At 59.8% G+C, this 25,115-nt stretch carries 15 protein-coding genes and 2 pseudogenes; 12 read left to right on the forward strand and 5 right to left on the reverse strand.

The genetic code is table 11. The features are described 5' to 3' along the window. The first annotated feature begins 5 nt into the window (after positions 1-5). Complete coding sequence (locus tag AC0L3U_RS08230) at positions 6-2,405, forward strand: glucose/quinate/shikimate family membrane-bound PQQ-dependent dehydrogenase (protein ID WP_473361348.1); 2,400 nt, start codon at positions 6-8, stop codon at positions 2,403-2,405. On the opposite strand, the gene AC0L3U_RS08235 is transcribed toward AC0L3U_RS08230, so the two are convergent. Genes AC0L3U_RS08235 through AC0L3U_RS08245 form a run of 3 tightly spaced genes read right to left on the reverse strand, consistent with a single transcriptional unit; the run spans position 2,365 to position 4,867 of the window. Continuing rightward, positions 2,365-4,191, reverse strand: coding sequence for an SDR family oxidoreductase (locus AC0L3U_RS08235; RefSeq protein ID WP_473361349.1), 1,827 nt, complete (start codon positions 4,189-4,191; stop codon positions 2,365-2,367). The two genes, AC0L3U_RS08230 and AC0L3U_RS08235, sit on opposite strands and share 41 nt — an antisense overlap. 57 nt (positions 4,192-4,248) lie before the next feature. Further along, a complete protein-coding gene (locus AC0L3U_RS08240) occupies positions 4,249-4,650 on the reverse strand; it encodes a hypothetical protein (RefSeq protein ID WP_473361350.1) in 402 nt (133 codons plus the stop codon). 22 nt (positions 4,651-4,672) lie between these two features. Then, positions 4,673-4,867, reverse strand: coding sequence for a hypothetical protein (locus AC0L3U_RS08245; protein ID WP_473361351.1), 195 nt, complete (start codon positions 4,865-4,867; stop codon positions 4,673-4,675). 562 nt (positions 4,868-5,429) lie between these two features. Here AC0L3U_RS08245 and AC0L3U_RS08250 point away from each other — a divergent pair. The 4 genes and pseudogenes from AC0L3U_RS08250 (at position 5,430) to AC0L3U_RS08265 (ending at position 11,883) form a co-directional block, all read left to right on the forward strand. Continuing rightward, positions 5,430-7,862, forward strand: a complete 2,433-nt coding sequence (locus AC0L3U_RS08250) for an autotransporter family protein (RefSeq protein WP_473361352.1) — start codon at positions 5,430-5,432, stop codon at positions 7,860-7,862. A 964-nt stretch (positions 7,863-8,826) separates the two neighbouring features. Then, complete coding sequence (locus tag AC0L3U_RS08255) at positions 8,827-10,788, forward strand: diguanylate cyclase domain-containing protein (protein WP_354208762.1); 1,962 nt, start codon at positions 8,827-8,829, stop codon at positions 10,786-10,788. A gap of 359 nt (positions 10,789-11,147) precedes the next feature. Further along, positions 11,148-11,413, forward strand: a pseudogene (locus AC0L3U_RS08260) (hypothetical protein). A gap of 182 nt (positions 11,414-11,595) precedes the next feature. Continuing rightward, the gene (locus AC0L3U_RS08265; protein ID WP_473361353.1) at positions 11,596-11,883 is read left to right on the forward strand and encodes a DUF1330 domain-containing protein; all 288 of its coding nucleotides are present in this window, start codon (positions 11,596-11,598) and stop codon (positions 11,881-11,883) included. A 37-nt stretch (positions 11,884-11,920) separates the two neighbouring features. Here AC0L3U_RS08265 and AC0L3U_RS08270 read toward each other — a convergent pair whose 3' ends face one another. Next, positions 11,921-12,955 carry an adenylate/guanylate cyclase domain-containing protein gene (locus AC0L3U_RS08270; protein ID WP_473361374.1) on the reverse strand — a complete coding sequence of 345 codons (1,035 nt, stop codon included), beginning with the start codon at positions 12,953-12,955 and terminating at the stop codon, positions 11,921-11,923. Between the two features lie 766 nt (positions 12,956-13,721). Between AC0L3U_RS08270 and AC0L3U_RS08275 the strand changes: the two genes are divergently transcribed. From AC0L3U_RS08275 to AC0L3U_RS08290, 4 genes are all read left to right on the forward strand, one after another. Further along, a complete protein-coding gene (locus AC0L3U_RS08275) occupies positions 13,722-16,475 on the forward strand; it encodes a S8 family serine peptidase (RefSeq protein ID WP_473361354.1) in 2,754 nt (917 codons plus the stop codon). Between the two features lie 1,337 nt (positions 16,476-17,812). Beyond that, on the forward strand, positions 17,813-19,315 hold the full coding sequence (locus tag AC0L3U_RS08280; protein ID WP_473361355.1) for a DUF5939 domain-containing protein: 1,503 nt from the start codon (positions 17,813-17,815) through the stop codon (positions 19,313-19,315). Positions 19,316-19,771: 456 nt separating this feature from the next. Beyond that, positions 19,772-20,305 carry a hypothetical protein gene (locus AC0L3U_RS08285; RefSeq protein ID WP_473361356.1) on the forward strand — a complete coding sequence of 178 codons (534 nt, stop codon included), beginning with the start codon at positions 19,772-19,774 and terminating at the stop codon, positions 20,303-20,305. Between the two features lie 515 nt (positions 20,306-20,820). Beyond that, positions 20,821-21,387, forward strand: a complete 567-nt coding sequence (locus tag AC0L3U_RS08290) for a hypothetical protein (RefSeq protein WP_473361357.1) — start codon at positions 20,821-20,823, stop codon at positions 21,385-21,387. A 584-nt stretch (positions 21,388-21,971) separates the two neighbouring features. Here AC0L3U_RS08290 and groEL read toward each other — a convergent pair. Then, positions 21,972-22,162: pseudogene (gene groEL, locus AC0L3U_RS08295) on the reverse strand (chaperonin GroEL); the annotation flags it as partial. A gap of 94 nt (positions 22,163-22,256) precedes the next feature. On the opposite strand from groEL, the gene AC0L3U_RS08300 reads away from it, so the two are divergent. The 3 genes from AC0L3U_RS08300 to AC0L3U_RS08310 all read left to right on the forward strand — a co-directional run. Continuing rightward, positions 22,257-22,475, forward strand: a complete 219-nt coding sequence (locus tag AC0L3U_RS08300) for a hypothetical protein (protein ID WP_473361358.1) — start codon at positions 22,257-22,259, stop codon at positions 22,473-22,475. 865 nt (positions 22,476-23,340) lie between these two features. Continuing rightward, positions 23,341-24,492 (forward strand): helix-turn-helix transcriptional regulator, encoded by a 1,152-nt coding sequence (locus AC0L3U_RS08305; RefSeq protein ID WP_473361359.1) that lies wholly within the window; start codon positions 23,341-23,343, stop codon positions 24,490-24,492. Positions 24,493-24,885: 393 nt separating this feature from the next. Continuing rightward, positions 24,886-25,115: NYN domain-containing protein (locus AC0L3U_RS08310; protein ID WP_473293655.1), on the forward strand; the 230-nt coding region annotated here is incomplete at its 3' end.

Raw genomic sequence — 25,115 nt, forward strand, 5'->3', positions numbered from 1 at the left:
CCATCATGCCTCCTGCGCATCGTTCAACGAATTGGCTCCGTGACGCGCCGTTGCTGGCCATCACCATTGTGGTCGTCGCTATCATGGGTCTGGGCCTCCTCGCCGGCGGTGCCTGGCTCGCGGCCCTCGGTGGCTCCGTCTATTACCTGATCGCGGGCATCATGCTTCTGCTCACGAGTTGGCTGCTCGCGCGCCGTCGCGCCGAGGCGCTCTGGATCTATGCGGCGCTGCTGGGCGGGACGATGGCCTGGGCAATCTGGGAAGTGGGTCTCGATTTCTGGTCGCTGGCGCCGCGCGGCGACGTGCTCGTGCCGCTTGGCCTGTGGCTGATGCTGCCCTTCATTGCCTCGCGCCTCGCGCCTCGCTTGCGCGCGGCGCGATGGGCGCTCGGCCTTGTGTTGGTCGCCGCAGCCATCGTCGTCGGCATGTCCCTGACGAGCGATCGCCGCGATCTAGCCGGCACGATACCAGAGAGCGAAACAACCGGGGCCATTGCGGCTCCCGAACCGGACCAGCCCGCTGCCGGGCAGAACTGGACGGCCTATGGCGGCAGCGGCTTCGGTACGCGCTTCTCGTCGCTGAGCCAGATCACCAAGGACAACGTCAAGGACCTCAAGCTCGCCTGGGAATTCCGCACCGGCGACCACAAGGGCCCTGATGACCCCGACGAGATCACCAACCAGGCAACGCCGCTCAAGGTGGGTGATCTCCTCTACACCTGCTCCCCGCACCAGATCGTGTTCGCGCTCGAAGCTGCGACCGGACAACTGCGCTGGAAATTCGATCCGCAGGTCCAGCACAACAAGGCGTTCCAGCACATGACCTGCCGCGGCGTGTCCTATCACGCGACCAAGCCCGGCGCGGTGACTGCCGACGGCACGCCGGCGCCGAGCAATTGTGCGGAGCGCATTTTTGTTCCGACGAACGACGGACGGATGTTCGCGCTCGATGCGCAGAGCGGCGCGCCTTGCGAGAGTTTTGGCAACCAGGGACAGATCGATCTCAAGCACGGCAGCGAGATCCAGACGCTCGGCTTCTACGAGGGCACCTCGCCGCCCGTCGTCACGGACAAGGTTCTGATCGTCGGCGGAGCGGTGATCGACAATTATTCCGACCGCGTGCCATCAGGCGTGATCCGTGGCTTCGACATCTATTCGGGACGGTTGATCTGGGCGTTCGATGCCGGCAATCCCGACCCGAACGAGATGCCCTCGGCCTCGCATCATTTTACGGCCGGCTCACCCAATTCGTGGAGCATTTCGGCGGTCGACGAGAAGCTCGGACTCGTCTACGTGCCACTCGGCTCGAGTTCTCCGGATATCTGGGGCGGCGGCCGTTCGCCCGAAAACGAGCGCTACGATTCGGCATTGATTGCGCTCGATGTCTTGACCGGAAAACTGCGTTGGTCGTTCCAGAACGTGCACCACGATCTCTGGGACATGGATATGCCGTCGCAGCCCAGTCTGGTCGATTTGCGCTCTAACGGCGGCGTGACGCCTGCGATCTACATCCCGGCAAAGACCGGCGACATCTTCGTGCTCGACCGCCGCGATGGCCGCCAGTTGGTACCCGCACCGGAGAAGCCGGTGCCGCAGGGCGCCGCGAATGGAGACCGGCTGTCGCCAACGCAGCCATTTTCGGAATTGAGCTTCCGCCCCTCCGGCATGCTGACGGACGCGCAGATGTGGGGCAGCACGATGTTCGACCAGCTCGCCTGCCGCATCAAGTTCAAGCGCCTGCGCTATGAGGGGCCGTTCACGCCGCCGTCCGAACAAGGCACGCTGGTGTTTCCCGGAGACTTCGGCATGTTCGAATGGGGCGGCATTGCCGTCGATCCGCAGCGCCAGATCGCGATCGCGAATCCCCAATCGATTCCCTTCATCTCTCGCCTGGTGCCGCGCGGGAAAGACAATCCGGCCGCGCCGAATGCGGCTCATCCACCAGGAACCGAGCTGGGCGTGCAGCCGATGTACGGCGCCCCCTATGGCGTCGACCTCGGCATTTTCCTCTCACCGCTCGGTATCCCCTGCCTTGCACCGCCATGGGGCAACATCGCAGCGATCGATCTCAAAACGCACAAGGTGGTCTGGCAGCATCGCATCGGCACGATCCGCGATCAGGCCCCGCTGCCGCTGCCATTCAAGCTCGGCGTGCCCATGCTCGGCGGTCCGATCGTCACCGCAGGCGGCATCATCTTCATTACGGGAACGATGGATGACTATATCCGCGCGTTCGACGTTCGCGATGGCAGACAGCTTTGGCAGGACCGCCTTCCTGCCGGCGGCCAGTCGACGCCGATGACCTATGAGGCCGGGGGCAAGCAATATGTCGTCACGGTCGACGGCGGCCACGGCTCGTTCGGAACTAAGCTCGGCGATTACGTGCGGGCCTACGCGCTGCCCTGATCTGCCTCGGCATGACTTGTTTGTGCTTGGCGACGGCTTGCCCCGATCTGCCGACGCGACGCGCAACTGCTGAAGCCAGGATACCCACGCCCGCAGCTAGTCCGAGCACTGCGAGCCCCTGACTGATCACCCCGGCAGGTGGAAGTTGCTTGCGTGACAGCCAACCGCCATCGATCGACGTGCCCTGCGGACCAGCTTCGATCATGGTGCCCTCGCTGCTCTTCGCCGGGCGCGCGCGCGACAGTAGGTAGCGGAAGGCAGCTCCCACGATGTTCTCGGTAATCTGCGGAGCCATCGCGTAGGCAAATTGGCCGGCACGAGCCGGCCAGCCCACGGCGACCTCGTCTCGGGGTGCACGAACGAGGCTCACGAACGTCTCGGCAACATCCTCCGCCTGATACAGCAGCGGACCGGGATCGAGCGTTCGACCGGACATGTTGGCGCCGTGGACGAAGCCCGGCGTGTCGACCATGGCCGGGAAGACGCCGCAGACATGGATGTTGCGGTGAGCACTGAGCTCTTGACGCAAGCTAGCGGTGAAGCCCCGAAGGCCGAACTTGCTCGCCGTATAGGCCGCAGCAAAAGGCGTCGGCGCCCAGCCGCCGAGCGAGATGTTGTTGATCAGGATACCGCGGTTCTGGCGGAGGAAGATCGGAAGCACCGCGAAAGCACAATGCATGGTGCCGAGGAGATTGACCTCGATCGTTCGGCGATGAAGCGCGATATCCGCGTCCTGATAGGCCCCGAAAACGCCGGTGCCGGCGTTGTTGATCCAGACGTCGATGCCACCGAACGCGTCTTCGGCCTCTCGGGCCAGTCGCTGCACCGCCTCGGCATCGGTGACATCGGTCGCGATCGGCAATGCGCGGCCTCCGAGCGCCTCGCATTCTGCGGCGAGGCTCGTCAGGACCTCAGCACGGCGTGCCGCCAAGACCACGCTTGCGCCCTTGCCCGCGAAGGCCAGCGCCGCAGCACGCCCGATTCCGCTCGAGGCACCGGTGATGACGACGCGCGTGCCGGTCATTTGCCGCGGCTCAGATCCGGAGCCGCCCGCCGGAAGCAGCCAGTGCAGGGATCGCCGGAGATGCTCGGTTCCGTTCGCTTCGAACCAGTCGCCGTGCGCGAAGATCACCCGCTCCGGCGACAGCCGTATGAGCCGCTCGGCTGCGGACCGCACGGAGCGGCCGCCGAGGCGCAGCAGTAGTCGCAGATAGACCGGCGCCATTCCGTTTGGCTTGGAAATGCCGAGGAGGTTTGCCGCGGCCTCATTTGGCGCGCTGAGATCGTTGGGATCGAGATTTTGCACGAGATCCGTCAGGATCAGTGTCCGGCTGCGCTTGTCGAACAGCTCGATCTCGGAGAACATCGGAGCGTTCACCGAGACGGCTTCGAGGTCGGCTCTCCATTCCTCAGGCGTCGCGTCTCCAAGCTCGCGGTCGATGCGGATGCGTGCTGCTCGAACTTGCCTGCGCGCCGCAAGGCCGCGCGCCGCGAAAATCGTCACCTGTGGCAGCTCTTTCTGCCAGTCGGGCAGGAACATCCAGTGCGCGATATTCGGCGCCAGCAAGTACTTTATCGTCCCAAGCCGCTCCAGCTCACCGCGGAGGGCCGGCGAATATCTCACCGGCGAATGCAGCACGAGATCGCCGTTCGACAGCCGAATGACGGTCATGCGCACCGGGAGTTTCAGACCGGCGGCGCTGATCGGGGCGTCGTCCACGACCCAGATGTCGTCCGTCACGCGCGACAGACGGGCGGTCGACAAGGTGGCGTCGGAACTTTGCATGAGCGTCTTCCATTACAAGGCGCTTGCTCAAGCTTCGGGAGCGACGCTCGTTCCTCGCTAGGACGCCCGAGCCTGCTTGCGGGCATTGCGTCGGCGACGGCGCGCCGCGAGTTGTCCTCGGCCCCTCTCCGCCGGAATGTGCCGCGAGATCGCCGGGGCAAGCTCCGGCTCCGAGGGAGGTTGTTGGGCGGCAATCGGCGCTTGGTCCGGGCGAGCTTCCATCAGCTCGAGCACGGCGCGGCCCTTGGCCGTGATGCGCCACCCGCCATTTGTCCGGTCGATCAGCCTTTGCGAAAAGATGTCCAGCCCCGGCACCCGTCCGGCGAGCCGCCGGGTGCGCTCGGTCCAGTCGCGACCGCTGGTCGCTAGAATGGCCATATCCCGCTTGAGATCCTCCATGGCGGCGAACCCATCCGGATAGCTCACCAGGATCTTGAGGACCGTCACGTGGAAATTCACCCCCGCCCCCACATGACCATCGTCACATCGTCTGGATTTCTGAGAGAGCATTGCGGGCCGCTTGTTTGAGGCGATCTGCAGAGATGTCACCCCCGCTTGCAGTCTCCAGAAGCTTCGAAGCTACGCGGGTCCTGGCGCCGATCTCACAGCGTGGAACACCTTCACACACCTCGTCGAGAACGGTGCGCAACAACGCCTTGGTCGCGGTATCGATCATGGAAAGCCCCAGCGGAAAGGCTCACGCTAGGACAATCGCTCCGGCCAGGGATTCAACATTGTTAATGATTTGAAAATTTCGCTGCAGTGATCGGTCAGTATTGCTCCCTGTTGCGTGGCGAAAGAGCATCAGCCGACAACAAATTAAAGTTGCATCTCCTGTCGTCACAATTACGGCCATCCGATCACGATTGTGATCCTTTGTACTCCATCATGACGGCTGCGTTTATCGTTGCGGATTGGAGGCTGCTTTGGACCCGGATCGACTTCTCTTCATCCGACCGCGCCGCGATACCTCGCCAGCACGCGCCACGTGCAGACATCTCTCATCAGGATTGTTAGCAGCGATTGCGCTTGTCACTGCAGCACCGGTTTCGACACACGCTCAGACAAACTGGACCGGGGCATTCTCCAATGGCTGGTTTAACCCTCTAAACTGGAGCGCCGGTGTTCCGAACACAGCGACCAGCGCAAACATTGACACGGTGATCCCAAATTCGACGGAGGTCAGGGGACCGGGAGCAACAGCACTAAACCTTGCGGTCGGTCAAAATGGCACAGGAATGCTCTTCATCCGAAACGGCGGAACATTGACCGACATAGGCGGCTTTATTGGTAATTTGCCAGGTTCGCAGGGTACCGTGACCGTTTCCGACGCCGGCTCCACATGGACGAACATTGGCAACCTCGTGGTTGGCGGTTTGGGCACGGGCGCGCTCACCATCGAAAGCAGCGGTACCGTGAACAGTTTCGGCGGCGTCTCCGTCGGATTGTCTACCAACTCGTCTGGGACAGTGACGGTTACCGGCGCGGGGTCCAGTTTGAACATCACTGGAGGCGGCGGCTTCAATATCGGCAGTTTTGGCACGGGCACGCTCACGATCACAACCGGTGGAACGGTCATCAATAACACTGCGTTCACTGCCAACGTTGGTAGCGATGCAGGCTCGCTCGGTACGGTAAGGGTGGCAGGCGCGGGCTCGATCTGGAGCAACAGTTCGGGCGTGAACGTCGGCAACTCGGGCACCGGCACGCTTACGCTTGCGGAAGGCGGCGTCGTTACCGCGGCTACTGTCGTGATCGCCGCAAATGTAGGTGCGAGTGGAACGCTCAACATCGGCGCGGGCGCGAGCGCCCCGGCGGCTGCTCCCGGCACGCTCAACACCCCGAACGTGGCATTTGGCGTCGGCGCCGGCACAATCAACTTCAATCATACGTCCGCCGACTATGTGTTTGCACCAACGATCAGCGGCACCGGCACCGTCAATGTGCTTGCCGGTACCACCAGGCTCACCGCTGCCAACAGCTATTTCGGCGCCACGAACGTCAACGCGGGCACGTTGGGGGCCGGCGCGGTGAATACGTTCAGCCCAAATTCGGCAGTAGTGGTGGCCTCAGCCGGAACGCTCGATCTCAACGGCTTCAACCAGACCGTACTCAGCCTCACCAACCGCGGTCTGGTGAGCATGGGTACGAGCACTGCCCCGGGCACGGTCTTGACGACGAACGGCTACATCGGGATTGGCGGAACTATCGCGATGAACACATTTCTTGGCGCTGACGGTTCGCCGTCGGATAGGCTGGTCATCAATGGCGGGAGCGCGACCGGCAATTCCTTTTTGCGCATCACCAATGTCGGCGGCCGCGGCGCCGAGACGGTGGCAAACGGCATTGCAGTGGTGCAGGCAATTAACGGCGGCACTACGGCGCAAGGTGCCTTCGCGCTTGCCGGCGAGGTGCGCGGTGGCGCCTTTGACTATTTTCTCTTCCGTGGTGGCCTCGACCCCAGCAACAGTCCCAACGACTGGTTCCTACGATCGACCTTCACCGTGGGGCCGCCGATCGAGCCGCCGACCTTGCCGCCGCCGATCCTGCCGCCCGAGCCGCCGGTGACAGGGCCGCTGCCGCCGGGCGTCTATCCAATTATTGGGCCGGAGATCGCGACCTATGGCGTGGTCCAGCCGATCGCCCGGCAATTGGGGATGACGACGCTTGGCACCTTGCATGAACGCACCGGCGATACTTCGCCGACCGCAAACACGGACACGCCGTGCCCAGCCGGTGGCAACACGTGGGACAGGATGCCGCGCAGGGGACCGGTGAAGGCGTCGACAGATTGCCTGAACGCCGGCTGGGGACCTTCGGTCTGGGGCCGGTTCCTGGGCCAGCAGATCGACAACCACTACAAGGCGTTCGCTGATCCGCGCACCTCCGGCCAGGTGCTCGGCTTTCAGAGCGGTGTCGATCTGTGGCGAGGCGAATGGATACCGGGCCATCGCGATGCCGGAGGCATTTATGTCGGATATGCCAATGCCAATGTCGATGTGAGCGGCCTCGTTACTAACGAAGCAGCGACCAGCTACGTGCTCCGTCACACCGGCGGTCTCAATCTCAATGCATGGTCGGGCGGCGCTTACTGGACGCATTACGGCCCGAATGACTGGTACCTCGACGCAGTGGCGCAGGCGACGCGCTATGAAGGCGCAGCCTCCACACAATTCGCCAGCCTTTCAACCACCGGTTTGGGCTTCCTCTCGTCGCTGGAGACGGGCTATCCGATCCGGCTGCCGATGTTTGGACCGGGCTTCGTGCTGGAGCCGCAGGCGCAGATCGTCTGGCAACATGTCTCATTCGACGACGCCAATGACGGCCTGGGTGCGGTTGCACTGGGTACAACGTCGGGCACCAGCGGGCGGATTGGCCTGCGCGGTCGATGGTCCATCGCCAGCGACAGCGGCCAGCTATGGCAACCTTATCTGCGCGCCAATCTGTGGCGCGATTGGGCGGCGCAGGCGACGACGACGTTTTCCGGTGTCGATCTGGTGCCCTTGCTTGAGCAGGCCACGCGCGTGCAACTGGGAGGTGGGGTGAGTGTGAGGATGAACGCCAACTTCAGCTTCTACGCCAATGCCGACTACCAGTTCGCTGTCAGCGATACCGACGGAGGCAGGCGCGACGGCGTCCGCGGAGCGGCCGGTATGCGATATGCGTGGTGAAGCACACCTCCTGCACAAAAATCAGAAACCATGCAGCAAACCGGATCAACCATTCCGGTTCTGTACAACCCTAAACTACTGAAGGGATTGGTGGGCGCACCAGGGCTCGAACCTGGGACCCGCTGATTAAGAGTCTCATGTTCTACGAACACAAACAGGTACTTAGCTGTAAAAGAACCATTCGATAGGCCTATATAGATCAATAGGTTACACCTGCATTGTAAATCGCATGCGCAACCCGCGACCCCTACGTTCCTAACGTAAGTAGGATGCGAAAAGACCGACAATAACAATGAAGTTCGCTCGCGATTGACCATCTTTATAGCTGTTTGTTCACGCGGTTTCGGTGGTCAATCAATTGGTGGTCAGAGTTCAATTACAACGCCGTTGATCCGGGCGGCGTTTGGCGCGCCGCCCATTACGTTCGCCATGAGGTTCGAGAGGTCATATGACAGCGCTGCATAGAACCAGAATTCGCACGCTGCCGCACGAGGGGCTAGTAGGTTTGAGTGAGACAGGTGCCCAGGGGCGGACTCGGCCCGCCCTCATGCAACCGAAGCAATTTCAAAGACTTAGCGACTCTCCTCCATCTCTCTTTGTACCACCGCACTGTGCTCGCGTCCACGGCCTCCCACACGGTGTCAGGAGAAGATCACGGGAGGGCATTGCCGGCTCGATCTATAGGGATCTGCACCCATCATCGGCCAAAAATTGGTTCGCAATGTAGTTTTCATTCCAGCGGCACCTCAGGGAGAGAGCAAGACAAGAACAGGCTCTGGCCGCTCCCCGCGTGGCCGATCTACGCGGCTGGCTTGCGGTGGCGTACCCGGGCGGCCGGCGGAGCCCGCGGTGCTTATTGCCACAGTCACTGCCGGATTCCGCTCGGGTTCTCAATGGGCTGTTAGCCAAACGCCTGCATTTGCCTCAACGCAGCCCCCGCTTGTTAGCGGCTTTGAAGCTAAAAATGATGATCGTCATCTTGAATGCACCCTTAGCAGGTGACTCCGTCGTGGCATCACTAAATCAGGCGATACATCGCAAGCCTCAACTGGTCGTCGGCGCCTTCCTGGCCGTCATGATGGCGTGCGTCCTTGGCCTCGTCTCGTGGAAGGCCTCAGTGGCCCGTCAAGCCACCCTGGCCCGGGCTCAGGAGGATTTAGGCAATCTGGCCCGTTCGCTAGCTCGGCACGCAACCACTACCCTCAAGGCCCCTGATGTGGCTATGACCGGGTTGGCAGACTTGCTGAAGTACCAGAGCCCGCTGCCTGAGCGGTTCAATGCCCACCTAGTCGGCACGACCAGCTCTCTGCCGCAGATCCGGGAGATCGGCGTTTTGAATGCGGAGGGCAATTGGCGATACTCGTCCTTCGAGCGCCTACCAGACTACAACAACTCCGATCGAGCGTACTTCGCGCACCATCGAGACGATCCCAGCCCCAAGATGCTCGTGAGCGGGCCGATAGTCTCCAGGACTAGCGGGCAACCATCCATCATCTTGTCGAAGCGGATCAGCACTCCAACCGGGGACTTCGCAGGTGTTGTGGTCGCCGCGATCGACTGCAACTACTTCAGCAACTTCTATTCGTCCTTTGGTGTCGGCGCTCAAGGCGGCATCAGCCTCCTGTCCGCCGACGGAACGATGTTCGCTCGCTGGCCCGTGGTGGAAAGTGGTCGAAAGATCGCCGACACCTCACTGTTCCAGAAGCGCTTGATCGAAAGCCCGAGCGGGTCCTATAAGATCACCTCCCCGTTCGATGGGCTCACCAAATACATCGCATACGAGCTGGACCCCGAATACGCGGTGGTCGTCACGGTGGCGCGATCAGAGAATGAGGTATTGGCAAACTGGCGGACCGATCTAATCTCGGATGCGGTCGTAGCGGTCCTGCTGGTCGCAATCATCGTCGCCATGGCGGCGCTGTTGAGGAGCCAATTCACCTTCAGGACTGGACTCGAACGGTCGCTGCGGGAGCGGGAGGCGCGTCTGCGTTTGTTGGCGGACAACATCGCCGACATCGTGATCGTGATGGACCGAAGGGGATACCTCCGCTACGTGTCACCTTCTGTGGTGGCTGTGCTCGGGATGACCGAGAATGATTTCCTCGGTAGGTCGTGTCTCGACGTGGTCCATGACGACGATCGCGATAAGGTCATGGCTGCGAGCCGAGAATTGAAGCACGCGAACGCCTCCAGCTCTGTCCGGTTCCGTATTCGACGGGGAGATGGGGCGATCGCCTGGTTGGAGGCGCACTTCAAGCTGGCCGAGCAGTCCATCGGCGGCGAGCTGGAGATCGTCGGAACTCTTCGCGACATCACGAAGCAGAAGCGCCTCGAGGACGAGCTGTCATCAGCCAACCTTAGACTGGCGCAGCTCGCGACGACAGACGGTCTGACGCGGCTCGCGAATCGGCGCAGCTTCGATGCCTTCTTGCGGGAGGCCTACGCCAAACATGACATGCTATCGGTTCTCCTGATGGACATTGACCAGTTCAAGGGCTTCAACGACGCGCTGGGCCACCAGGCCGGGGACGGTTGCCTCCAGCGCATTGCCGAGGTGATCGGAAGCGCCACCGCAAATACGGGAGGATTGTCGGCGCGGTACGGCGGCGAGGAGTTCGCCGTGGTCCTGCCCGGCGTGAACGAGGAAAGGGCGGTGAAGGTGGCCGACGCGATTCGGATGCTGGTCGCTCGTTTGCAGATCTACCATCCGCGCTCGCCGCGAAAGTACGTAACGATAAGCGTGGGCGTCGCCGAAAAGCGGGATGCGACCACGGATGAGTTGGCGCTCACCCGTGACGCCGACATAGCTTTGTACCGCGCGAAGGAACAGGGCCGGGACTGCTCGGTCTCAAGCTCCTCGCTCGTATCCTCGCGCCTGGAGATGCCGTCGCTGGTGCCCTCACTGCCTGATCTGGAGGGTGCGTGATGAGAGCACCGGTCTAGCGAGGGACACGGCGAGTTGCGTTCGACCGGGCTATTCCGGCGAGCATGATGGCGATCGACGGAACATGGCAGCGCGCTTGCACCTTGAAAGATATATCTGATGTGGGAGCCAAACCTCCTCATCGATGGCTCGGTGGAAGGCTTGCAGTGAAGGAGTTCTTCTGTGTTTCGGCGGGGGGTCTCGACCTTGATCGGGTGGGGTCCGATCAATCAGATTCAACACAATCAGTGACTTAAAGGGGTTTCGAACGCGCCGATGGGGGTCACTTTTCGGTCAGCATTCACACTAACCGCCAGGAACGAGCCGGCGCCCAAGGATCCGTCACGGCAGGAGGGATTTCGATGTTGATGACGAAGCAAAGACGGCCGGCGATCCGGACGCTGTGTGGCTGGGCCATCCACATGCTGCAGAGGCCGAAGCGATCCGCGAATGCGAGAAGCACGGCTGGGCGCAGGACCGCGCCGATCCGCATGCGCGGGAGCGCGCGCTGGATATGGCAAGGCAGGAGCCACCGGACGGCATTTCCCCGGAAGCGGCACTCGCGGGGGTCCGGGACGTGTTGGAGTCGATGGGGGACACTTGCCCCGAGTGCCCGGTCGACTATTGACGAGAATCGCAGCTGCACCATCGCAGCTGCACCTTCGTAGGTTCAGCCGTCACGCGCTTCCCGGATGAGTTCGCCGGTTGCGGTCCCCAGTTATCTGCGACAACGGACAAGAGTGAGACGCGCCCCAAGAAGCATGCTAGGCTGCGCGTCTTCTCTCAGATCATTGCCGTGGGAGGTTGATTATGCCCGCCTATTTCATTGTCCAAAATACCATCAAAGACGAAGCGCAGTATCAGAAATACGTGCAAGCAGTCGTACCATTCATAGCCAGCTTTGGCGGAAAGCTTGCAGCCAGGCGAGCGAACGTGGAGGTGTTGGAAGGCGAACACGATCAGCGCCCCGTCGTCATGTTCGAGTTTCCCGACATGGAGGCGATCCACGCCTTCTGGAATTCGCCGGACTATGTTCCGATCAAGAAGCTGCGCGAGGGCATAGCCACCATGAACATCTGGGCATTTCCCGGCGCCTGATCGGTGGACGACAGGTGGCTGCTGGCGGGCGCAGAGGCTAACCGGTGGCCGCGAACAGATCCCATTTGCCCGGCAGCCCCTTCAATTCGTACGAACCGCGCTCGCTGAAGCGTAGTCCCGCGCCCGCGACGAGATCGGTCACAACTCGCGAAACCAGCACCTCGTCCGGCCCGGACTGCGACATAACGCGGGCCACCGCGTGGACGGCGATGCCCCCAATATCGCCGCCCCGCATCTCGATCTCGCCAGTATGCAGACCAGCGCGTACCGGCAGCCCGATCTGACGGGCGGCACTGCTGAACGACAGCGCGCACCGGATCGCACGACCGGGCCCGTCGAAGGTGGCGAGCACGCCGTCAGCGGTGGTCTTCACCAGATTGCCTCGATGCCGGTCAATGAACTGGCGCGCAAGCGCGTCGTGCTCGTCGAGGCGGCCCCGCCACCGCTGGTCGCCCATTTCGGCCGCCTGCCGCGTGGAGTCGACGATGTCGGTGAACATGACCGTCGCGAGAATGCGCTCGAGATCGGTGTCGCCCGCCTGGCGATGGCCGGTCACGAATTCCTCGATGTCGCCGACCAGGGTCTCGGTGTCCCCGGTCCAGAATGCGTGATCTCCGGACGGATACTCGATGTACTTCGCCCCGGGTATTCCCGCCGCCATCTTAGCGGCCGCGTCCGGATTGGACGCCTCGCTCGCGAACACGTTCGCCAGGAAGCTTCCGCTGCCCCAGCGCTTGACGAGGTTCGTTAGCCTTTCATCGGCCTCTGCAGGGGAAAAGCTCGGCGGAAACAGGTCGGCGATGGAGGCAGGGCCGCCAAAAAGAACCAGGTGGGGGATACGATCTGGATAGGTCGTCGCGAACAGAACTCTCATGGCAGCGTCCTCGGAGAAACCGACCAACACGGCCCGTCGCGATCCGATTGCGTCCATCACCGCCCGGACGTCGTCGATGCGGTCCTCGAGCGAAGGCACATCGGCAAGCCTGTCGGACAGGCCTTGTCCTCTCTTGTCGAAAGTGACGATCCTCGAGAACCTGGCCAGCCGGCGAAGGATTTGCGTGTAGCGGGGCAGCTCGTGCTTCCAGTGAGGTGGCGGCCGGTTGGCGTCGCAGCGAGCATCGTCGAGCTCCCTTGCGGGTCGTCGTCATAACGTTCAGAGTGAAGGAAATGGGTGAGCGGGTCGCAGTTTCCGGCGTCTAAAAAGCGTCGGTATCGGGCAGCCAAGCTCAGGGCTGCAGCCCAGCTCGCGCGCAATCCGCTTCAGCCCTCATCCGCACGCTCTCAGGCGCAACATCTCCGCCACGTCATTTGGCGTCTTCATTACCTGCCCCCATGGATCACTCCACGGCGAGCCTCTAGTGATTCGTTCCTTGTTCATTTGCTCTCTCCTTGGCTATCCAAGGAGGGGGCAATTCCTCATGGCGCCGAGGCGGCAGTTTTCCATGGCGCGCGACAGCGAGGGCTGCAACGCGCGTCAACGACGGCTTCAATGCGCGTTTGCTCTGACGGCTGGCTGGGCTCACTCACTCGCCTGCAACCCTGCCTCGCTCTGCACGTTCGCGTATGCGTGGTTATGTAACGATGGGCTGATCGGGTTCACGAGCCTGTCTGTTTTGAATCGAACTAGCAATCTTGTGAACTAAATCACTGCATAATCTTCCGTCGTACTGTTAGGGTTCATTTATTGATTTGCTAGGATGCTCAACGCAAAAGATTGAGCGCGACCGCGTCGTATGTTGGCGCGAAGCAAATTTGATTGTGCCGGCTTGTGCGCCATTGCGACGATTCAGAAATCGGATCAAAGTCGCCTTGTAAGAATGTTCATTTGGAGGAAGCCAATGAATGAAACCTTCTTACCCAAGCGTTTGGCCTATTGCTGCCGTTCAGCGCGGTTGAAAACATTCGTTGCGACCTTATTGGTTGCTGCGCCCGTCGCGCTTGCGTCCGCGCAGACCGTTGCTCCCGCGGAAGGCGCGTCTAGCGGCCAGAATAGCGCTATGCGCATCAATCGGGACGGCGAGGGTGACCCCATTTCGCTCGAAGCCGTTCAGGACGGGGTCAGAAACTTCGAATTGCGCCAGGCGGGCGTTGGGCGACCTAGTGCCACCAGCGCGGATGACACCAAACGTCGCGACTTCGGACCGAGCAAGTCTGATGTGGCGGATCGGTTGGTTTTCCCTGTCGATCGCAAGCCGCCGCGCGATGCACTTCCGCATCGGAGCACTGAGGCGACAACAGTCCAAACGGAGGCGCCCAACAGGCCGCTGTCTGCGCCAAAGGATCGCCCAAAGCCTCCGGCCGATTATCCTTCGCGCGGCGCGTCGGATGTCCGATCATTCGAGGCCTATCAGCTTGGGTTCTCGGGAGGGACGATGACACCGGCCTCCGGGGTCGACCCGCGCATACGATCGGATTTAGCGGCAGGGGAGCGGACTGAGACCTATGCCTTTCTGCTGATGGATTTCCTGCCGGATGCGGCCACGGAGCGCACGCTGATGAGCGAGTTCGGGGTCGCATCGCTCGGACTGCATGGGACAGCACTCAAGGTGCGCGTCCCCCTGCAAGCACAGGCGTTGGAGGGCATTGCCAAAATGCCCGGGTTTAGATCATTGTCTTACCCCTCACCCGACCAAAAATTAGCGCCGGAGCTGAAATCTGCCATCGAGCGTCTCGGCTCCGAGGTGGTTCGATTTCCAATTATTATCAGCCTGTTCGAAACTGATCCCAAAACTTCGTTCGCCGAACGGGTCCAAGCTACGGGTGCGGAGGTCGGTCGCTACGACCCGGTGTTGCGGAGCTATGAGGCTCTCGCAACACCCGAACAGATCCGCATTCTTTCCGGTTTGGATTTCATCCTGTTCATCGAAATCGAGCGCCGGAGCGGCGGTGGACACGATCAGAGCATGGCTACGAATGGAGTCGATTACATCCGTGCGTCCGGCTTCCTGGGTGCGGGAACTGTATTGGGCTTACTCGACACCGGCGCCATGTTGGGAAGTGCGGCCGCAACCATGCACCAAGACCTCAACAAGAACGGTTGCGGGATTAATTTCACGAGCGACGCCGCGGGCGTTTGGAATGATCAGAATGGCCACGGCACTCACGTCCTCGCAACCATCTCCGGAACTGGCACTGCGAAAGCGCGGTTCCGCGGCGTCGCAACTGCGGTCGGTTCGCGTGAGCGCATCCGGGTTGGAAAGATCTGGAAATCGACCAACACCGGACAAAACTCTTGGCTGCGGGACGCGATCGACTACATGGCGGACGCAACCAGCTGCGACGCGCCACGCCCCTCTGTCATCAATCTGAGCGGTGGGGCGAGCGGATCGGGACAGACCGGAACCGATTCCGAATCGCGCAAGCTCGACGCCCGCGTCTGGGAAACACGTCAGGCCTACATCGTGTGCTCCGGCAATAACGGTCCGGGCGCGCTATCGATCTGGTCACCCGGTGTGGCCAAGAATGCGCTCACAGTCGGAAACGTGCAGGACGCGGGATCAAGCTTAGTTGGCGAATTGTCCGGCAGCAGCAGCCGCGGCCCGACCGGCGATAATCGGATGAAGCCAGACCTCGTTGCAACGGGCGCTGTCGTGACCTCCGCGCAGGCGGGAACGACGGATGGTTATACGGATAAGAGCGGATGCAGCATGGCAACGCCACATGTCAGTGGCATCGCGGCTACGTTGCTGGAGCACTATCCTGATTTCAGAGATCGACCGCACTTGCTGCGTGCCCATCTCATGGCTTCCGCTTCGCTGCATTCGGACGAGGTCAGTCCGGCAAACAACACCGGTGGCGGACGCAGTGATTTTGGGCTCGGACGCGTCTCCGATTATCAATCTCATTGGGCGCGCCTCGACCCCAACGGCTGGAGCGGCCATTGGGCGTGGATGACAATCACCGACAAGTCTTGGGGCTTCTTCGACATCGACGTGCCTCGGGGTACCAAGCGGGTCGTCGCTGTGCTTACTTGGGACGAGCCCGAATCGAGCGCAGGAGCGTCACAGGCGGTGACATACGATGTTGACCTGTGGGCCGATCCCGGCGCCAGTTGCACGCCGGACGCAGTTGGACAATGTGGTGGCTGGGCCTCGCAGTCTAATATCGACAACGTCGAATATCTCATCATCGACAATCCGCCTCCTGGCGTTCTCCGGCTCAAAGCAATCAACTGGAGAGCTCCCTCATTTGGCTTGCCGGTGGCGATCGCAGCTAAAATCATTCGCGGGGATCCAACGCCTGCGATTTCGATGACGGCTACGCCGAGCACAACGTCTCCCGCGATCGGCTCGACCTTCACAATCAAGACAACGATTTTCAACCCGAGTTACGAGGCTTATGGAGTTCAGGTGTCAGCGGCGGCGGGGTCTAGCGGTCTAAGCCTGCTCGGGGTCTCAACCACCCGCGAGGATGGGGTGGCGATGGATTTTCCAAATGCGGCCAGCCTCACACTTGGCACTGTAACGGAGGCCGATACGCGCTCCGCCATCTGGAAATTCAGTGCCACCTCGCGAGGTCCGCAGACCGTCCGCTTCAGCGGCCGCTCCAACAACGGCGGCACTGTCTTCAAGAGCGTGACCGTTACACCTTGAGCACCCCGGGCGGACCGTATCCTAGTTTGACCAAGGTCGCCTTAGACATCCTAGTTCAGAGTACACGGTCGGCCGAATCGCCGAATCGCGAATGTATCGCTGTTGAGAACGCGCGAGGGTTCGAGACGATAGGCACGCAACAGCGAACCGGGATCAGCAGCTTCGGACCGGAGACCGATCTTCGGCAGAGATTGGTCGGACCGGTCGGTTAACGGATTAGTAGCGGCTTCTTGCCAGCCTGCAACCATTGCAGATCGTCGCCGCGGCTAGTTTAGAAAACATATCGTCTCTCTCAGTTCATACCTGCTCGGTTGGCAGTCTCATCAAGGGACAAGTCCGCTATGCGCAAGGGAATTCTGATTTCGATTAATGCGCTATTCCTTTTGCTGATTTGCGATCAGTTCTGGTCGAACGGCCGCTATACGGATGTTGCTATCGTGATGGCGAAAGACATCAGTCGCTCTTTCTGCGTCTGATGCAGCCAGTTTCCGCGAGTTCGAAATGACTGACGCAGGTGCTCTTGACGCATTGAACCAGAGAGAATGCCCGGATTGCTGGTCAAAAAAGATGTTATCTGGATTGGCGGGTTGATTGCGGAGCACTTGGAATGCCTCCCCGGTGAGGCACGCTTTTACGTTGCTCCGCGACCTCCACATGCCATAGTCTTCATCCGACAATAGACCATGCGAGAATCAACAAGCGCTTGCCATGGGTCAACAGCGCCTGCCGTCATTGCCGACCACCTACTTGCAGCCGCGGCAGATCGTAAGCTTGCGCTTCAATGCCTCATCTTCTTGCTCAACCAGGTGCTGTGTCGCGATGTTGTCTGCCCCCGAATTGGGCTAGGAAGGTCTTGCTGCGCAGGATCTCCTGGTTCGCGCCGCATAACCTGACATTTCACTTGACCGACGCTGCCGGCCGGAGAGCGTCGGTCCGCGATGACGACTCGCCATTGGTCTTCGCCGAAGGCCTTGGATTCTTGGCCGGCGCTGGTGACGACGATACTTTGGCCGCCGCGGTTGTCGGCCAGGCATTCTTTGGGTGGCCGGAGGCGCCGGCTCCCGTCCGCTCGACGGCGGAGCGAGCGGAAGCGGCGGAGCGACTAAGGTCTTTGGCGCCCCCCTGCTGGCTATCATGGACATGATGGACGAGACCAGACATTGCCTATTCGACCAAGGCGTCGCATTGCCGACTGATACAGGCCAATAGAGCTGACTTTTCTTATCCGGCTCGGTTCGACTAAAACCAGTTGGACACAAAGGGACCGCGTCGATTGTCGCGTGGCTAGTCGGCCGACTAACCAGTATTGCCGGCATGGAGCGAGGTAGCATACTGATATGAACGGGTCATCCCCAGTCAACGAAGGCCTCCTGAATCAGCGCCTCATAGAGCTCGGGTCGATAGCGAGTTGGGCGCCGCAGACCCTCTCGGATCTCGAAGGTTTTATTCGCGCCTCCGGCGACTATGATCTCTTTCGAGTCAATCCTATCCAGTACGCGACTGCCAACGGCCTAAGTGACGCCGAAGGAATCGAGCTGTTCGTGTACGCCGCTAAGGTTGGGCTATTCGAGATGCAGTGGCTGCTCATCTGCGCCTACTGCCCGCAGGTCGCCGGCACTTTTCGTGAGCTAGACCAGGTTCATCCACGTTTCCAATGCGAATTCTGCAACGCCCTCAATGAGGCGGCGCTTGACGACTACATCCAAGTCACCTTTACCGTCTCGAGTTCGATTCGCGACATCCTATATCGTCATCCGGACATGCTGTCCGTCCAGGACTACTATCTCCGTTACAACTTCTCCAAGGACTTCAAGCCCCCGCACGGAATGACACACGAGCAACTGGTTGCGGCACTATCGCGGGGATTCGCCGATATCGAGGCGGGTCAGCGGTTGATATTTGAATTCGCCGTAACTGCCGGTCGTTTCGAGGTGCTCGATCTTAGCCATAAACTTCTTCTGGTTTTCTTCGCGAACGGTGAACCGGCGGAACGCCAGGAAACGCTTGTCCAACTCGAATCGGGCCGGTTCGTTACGGATCGACCCACTAAACCGAGAGATATGATTCTTGGCGACGGACGCTTTGCGTTTCGACAGACGGCCGATCTTAGCCCAGGCAAACACATCATCCACATTGAGAACCGCACCAAGGATCGTGGCCGCTTCTGGTTTCTCCAATACCCTTTCCAGTTCCAGCCCCATCTGGTCGAATATGAGCCTTTTCTTTCCGGTAAGCGATTGTTGCTGACGCCCTGCTTCGGCGAACTGTACAAGACCCAGCTGGTGGACGAGCGCGAAAGCCTGGCCGTCTCCGACGTCACCTATCTGTTTACTGATCTAAAGGATTCGACGCCGTTGTACGAAAACATCGGCGACGTGAACGCTTATTTTCTCGTTCGTCAGCACTTCGACATCTTGAATAAGATCATCAAGATTCGATCTGGCACTATCGTGAAGACGATCGGTGATGCAGTCATGGCTGCCTTCGGGCGTCCCCAGGACGCGGTTCTTGCATCCGTCGAGATGATCGAAGAGCTGTCGCGTTTCAATCGGACCGCTTCGCAGCCGCTCGGCCTCAAAATCGACGTGCACAGAGGCAGGGCCATAGCCGTAAGGCTCAATGACCGGATCGACTACTTCGGTCAGGACGTGAATATTGCCGCCCGTGTGCAAGGTCTAGCCGGCGTCAACGAAATCTGCCTGACAGAAACGGTGATGGAGGCCCCTGGAGTGAGTGACATCGTCAAAGGATGCTCGGCATCGCGCGACTACCAAAATTTGAAGGGCATCGCCGAAAAAATGGAAATACATCGTATCAAAATTCATCCGGCGCAGAGATAGAGGACCGCGCGCGTCCGGCAACGCAGACCGATTGTCGGCTGCGGTTTAAGCGCCAATTTCGCGCCACTGCGCGTATATTCCGGGCGAACGAGGCCAGCAGGCATCGCTGTGTCTGCATTCCCAAGCAGCGCCATTGTTCGGAGATCCAACCTGGAGTGACTAGGTTCGAGCCAGGGTGCACACGCAAGCAGCGCAACGTTCGCATTTGTACGACATCGAAGCCATACTTTGCATGTGCGCGCAGGTGAAGCCGACCTCTGCGTCTTGGAGAGAGCTAATCCTCTCAAGCGCTGAAGGCTCGGCTCTCTCTCTCCCTCCCTCTCTCTCTCTCTTTCGGCCAAATGGCGTCGCTTCTGCGTCGCAACATCTCCGATAACCACGTTACCGTTTTTAATCTACCTTTACCGATCTACTAAGAATTCCGGCTTCAAGATCGTCTCGAATGGGAGACGACCCATGCCGTTGATTAAATATTTCGGGTTTGTCGGCAGCGCCCTTGTCCTTTGGCTGATCGGATTGGGGTGGTGTTTGCCGCAGCAAGTGATGGAACCTACCGGTGGCTCGACCGAAAGGCCCGCCATAAGGATAGCCTCGGCCGAACGGGTGCCCGAGCGGGTCGTTATCGACACGAGTTTGCCGACGATCGTCTCGCCGCCGAGCGTACTGGAGTTTGCTGAACGATGGCCACAAACAGCTGTTGCAGCTGTCGTGCCTCCTCCCAAGATAGCAACTGCGACGCCGGTTGGGGACGTACCGACAAAGCCGACTCTCTCAAACCGAGAGCGTTCGAAAAAGCTTGCTGTTCATCAATCAAATACGAATACCAAATCCTCAAGGAACGACAAAGCAACAACCTCACCTGCAGTCGCTGAATTGTCTCTGTTGGACAGCTTGAAGGAAGGGTTGGGGCAAGCCCAGGAAAAACTGGTGGCGAGCCTCGAAACCGTGACAACCAACGCTTCGAAGTCCCGGCTCGAAAAACGGCGATGATGCTACTGCCCAACATCGTCGTTGGGGGCTGACCGCGATTGTACCTACAGAAATTCGGAAACCCGACAGATGAGGCACCTGAAGGGGAGCAAGTGCTTCTCGAGGGAGATACTGCACCTTGTCCAGCCTGCGAGCGCTCCGGTCCTGGCGATCTGTCGGAGGGTTCATCGTCGAACTGAAGCGCAACGATTAACGACGGCTGATGAAGGCCTTTGATGATCCCGGCCCGGTCAACTAAGTGGCTGGGGGAACGATGAAAGCGAGATGCGGCGCCATGCATAATGTTTTCCTTGGCATCACCTTCGCCGGAGCCCTGGTGCTCGTCTTGGCCTCTCTTATCGCACTTCAGAGGATAATCGAGTGATAGTCGCCTGACGATCCGTTGCACTGCTTGCGAGGAACTTTGGCTTGTCGCGGTTTCTTCAAAGTGTGTGAGCCATCTCTCACAAGATTGCGTCGAGTCTGGCGTAAGTTTGGCGTGTAGGTCGCCTTCCGCAAACATCGTGGAGATCGAAATGGCCAAAAATCCAACGGGCTCTGCAAGTGACCGTCTTCCGCATCCATTCAGCGAATTGCTCGCCGCCACCACCGCACCGCCGCAAGCCGAGTTCCTCGTGCACAGCGTAAAGGTCGTTTGCGGCAGACAAACCGAGACGAACTGCTGCTGTACCGCAGGCGCCCGGCCCGGCGTGTACGCGACCGAGGTCAACATTCAAAATATCACCGGTCAGCCGGCGCAGGTCGCGAAATTTTTCGTACCCTTGATCAACGCGGGCGCCGTTATTGGACGCGAGCCCAAATTCGCCGATCCAGCTAAAATCTCTCAACACACCGGCGAGCTCATCACCCTTCCACCGCTGGCGGCGACGATGGACGATTGCTGCCACATCGCGGAATTGCTGCTCGGCGGTCCGCCAAGCGGAGAGTCGGCGCTCACAATCGGCTATCTCACGATCGGGAGCTTCTTCGAATTGGCTGTCTCTGCGGTCTATACAGCGACCCCCCTGAGCGGAGACGGCATCAGCATTGATGTCGAGTACATTCTGCCGCGGCGGCTGGGACGTGGCCCGGGTCAAGGCTGAACCGCCCGACAGAACAAAGGTCATTGCGAGGTGTTGTTGGCCCCTTTGCGCACGCTGGGCGGTCTTCCTTGCCGAGGAAATCCACCTGCAGCGGAAATTGGGCCTACCTCCCGATAGGTCCGCGTCGCGCGCAAGCATTCAGCTTCGTTTGAAGAAGATCCGAGCTGCTGCGCGAGCAAGAACGGGGATTCGCAAATCTTTGTTATGGAAGATATCGGCCGGAGGCCGATCGACCTACCACGAAGGCGCGCCAAGCACATTGCGGAAGCCAAAGGCACCGCGTCCCACGGATGCCACCTTACCGGGATTGGCACCTCCCAAATTAGAGCCCCCGGGCAAGAGCTTAGCCGACGACGACTGTAACGGCTGAGGATTTTGACAAGAATCTGCTGGGGTTGTCTCCAACGAAACTCTCCGCATCACGGCCATGGTCAACGCATGTCCTCAGCGACTCGAGCCAAAATGGCCGATTGTGATGTTGCGGATTTATGAAAGGTGATGAGCAGCGTCCTTGTCATGTCGCCGCCCAACTTCTCGGCCCCGCCACTCTGACGTACTCACCTGTCGAACCCGTAGGCTCAAATTTTGTTTTCCGAAACTTTGCCGGCGATCACTGACCCATCTTCCCCGGAATTGATCGCTATCTGTCAGGCGGGCAGGACGAGAGTTTGCGCACGATCTCAACGCCCCTGTTTTGATCGTCGTTCTTGCGCAGGCACTTGAGTCGCTGGGAATCGCGCAACAGGGCGACACCGCCGGGGGAGCGATAGCCTTCGCACCTGCAGCAACGATCCTCGTTGCTTAAAATCGGTCTGCCGATAAGCTTTCCATATTGTCGCCAGTTCATTTAAGCACCTTTGGAGATTGCTTTGACGAACGACACAGCCGTTTACGTCGTCGGTCGCGTCGATCCAACTACCCGCAGCAAGGAGTGGGCCGGCCGCATGGGCACGCGACGCACCATCGCCAGAGATGGGTTTACCATCGATCCTGCATCCCTCGCCTATTGCCGGCACGAATGGCTGAACGGAAGCGGTTACGTCGATATCGAGCGGGTACGAGAATTCCCGTCGATGTTCACGCTCTGAGCATCAAGATGAACCGGCAGCCTCCTCCGGAAGAGACAGTCCGCCGACTGCTAGGCCGCCTCGCAAGACGAGGTCGGCCCGCTCGAGTGCTTTCGACAACGCCTCACGCGACCGACAGCAACCCAAACCGCGAATTCGCGAAAACCGATCAGTCAGTGGTTTGGTTCTTCGTCTTCTTACCGATCTTCGTGCTGCTCTACGCGATAGTCGAGAAAATGCACGTTAGATAACGCACTCGGCGGCCGCGCGTCGATCTCAAGTCGCAAACGTCCTTAGTCGCATCGCTTGAAGATGCCCTGCTCTAAACTAAATCCCGATCACACTAGTGATCCCTGAGTGCATTCCGCTGGGCAACTCGTATCAGGTCGACCGTTGAAGCAATGGGGGTACTTTCTCTTATCGCGTTAACGTGTGAAAGTGAACTAACTAGGTCTGCCGGCGCGTAAAGCTTCTTTGACTGCTTTCTGATAGGGCGAGGAAGCCAATAGCTGAAACAGCGCTCGTGCCGCCCTATATCTCGCCTCGGCCCGACTGCGCTCTCGGCCTTCTACTAAGCATTCGCCCGAGCTTGTCCGAATGAACCAGCCCCAACGTCGTCCCCTGCGTTGAACATCGATGTCAAAGGTTGGCAGATCACTGGTTCTATTCCGACAGAAGTTGCGGTCGTAGCTGTTCATGAAGACGGGCTCGTGCACAGCGAAACTCGTGAACAGCGGACCGGCCCGCATTGCCCAAGAGGGCGGTCGCTACGAGCCCCTGTAGGACTGTGGCCAACTTCCATGATGGTCATTTTGCTCTCGCCTTGCCGAAGTGGGTCTCGCGGGGCTACCCCAACCCCTTGATAAGGCGAATATCCTGAGGCAGCATGGCCCAATTGGGCTATGCCTTTAGAGGTGCTGCGGCACATTCGACGACGTCGGAATGGTGGATGGAACCCTTTGATCTGCAGCGACTTAGCCGCGTGTTGGCCGCCGCCGCGATCGATCCCTCTCTCTGGACAGAGGCATTGCAGACGGCGGCGGAATGCACCGGGTCGTATGGCGCGGTCCTGTTACCAGTTGTCGGAGCATTGCCTATCGTTGCTGCTACTCCTTCCATGGATCGCAGCGCAAATGTTTACGTCAGTGACGGATGGCAAGGCCGCGACGAGCGCTACCGGGGGAAGGCCGCCTTCTTGGCCAATGGAGTGGCGACAGACGACGACTGCATGCCATTAGACGCACGCAAGCGTTCGCCTTTTTATCAAGAGTTCCTTCGGAACTGTAATCTTAGCGGTTGGGCAGGCGTCCGGATCGGCCGGGGAGATCTAGTTTGGAATTTGAGCCTACAAAGGACGCCAGAACAAGGTTCTTATTCCGCGAGAGAGTTGCGAGCTCTTTCCGAGCTGTCCAACAGTTTGGATTCGGTCGTTCAGACTTGCGCAGCGCTCGGCCTGGCAAAAGGGGAATCAGCACTAAGTGCCTTCGATTTCTCAAAGCGCGCGGCACTTCTGCTTGACCGGTCGGGCCACGTCGTTCGCGTCAATCCGGCGGCGGAGCGACTAATCGGATTGGATCTGCAGATTTCGGCAGGACGCATTCGCTGCCAAGATCCGAAATCAAATGAGCTCCTGCACAACGCGATCAGGGCTCTGTTCTGGAGCGTTGAAGCCTTCACTATCGCGCCCATAGTTCTGCAAAAGGTTTCAGGCGGCCGACTTGTCATCTACCCGATGCGGCTTACTGGTCTAACCGACTCTCCCCTTTCCCTCTTCCACGCAATACTAGTTATCTCCGACACCGACCTAACGCAGTCAGCAGGTATGATGACTCTGCGCGAGGCCTTTGAGCTGACGGCCGCAGAATCCCGGCTTGCATGGGCTCTTGCGAGCGGCAAGGATTTGGAAAGTTTTGCGGCAGAGCGAGGGCTTTCTAAGCAGACCCTGCGCAATCAATTGAAGTCTGTTTTTATGAAGACGGGGACAAACCGCCAGGCTCAGTTGGTGATGATGCTGTCAAACCTCGTTCCGGAGAAGTGATGACTCCAGCTTAGCGACGCCATCTATCACACTTAAGAACGATTGAACGATTGACGTCAATCTTCGAGCGCCATGGTGCCGCAGGCCGGCAACGCTCACTTCCGTCATTTGCGCGATTCCGGACTTATCCGAGACGATGCTAAGTGCGGCCACGCGCCCTGTAGTACTGCCCGACGACGTCGGCAAAACCAGCCCTGAAACGGTACGGCAAAAGCGCAAATCTGACCGCCTGCAACCTGAAGTCACAAGGGCGCAATCGAGAATCCCCTTTACAACCGCCTAGCGCGCATCGTCCATGGCAACTATGCTACAATAAGTGTCCGCCTTTCATCTTCAGTCTTCAGCGAAGCATTCCTTCTTATTTCCTGATGAAGTACCTCCGCGAAAGCAAAAATGGCCTCCACTATTAACAAGATCGCGCTCTTCATCGACGGAGCCAATCTTTACGCGACGGCGAAAACTCTGGGCTTCGACATCGACTACAAGCGCCTGCTGAAGGAGTTTCAGAGCCGCGGGACGCTGCTTAGGGCATTCTACTACACCGCGATCATCGAGGATCAGGAGTACTCCTCGATCCGGCCGCTGATCGACTGGCTCGACTACAACGGCTACACCGTCGTCAC

The sequence above is a fragment of the Bradyrhizobium sp. Kon69 genome (genome assembly GCF_055807515.1).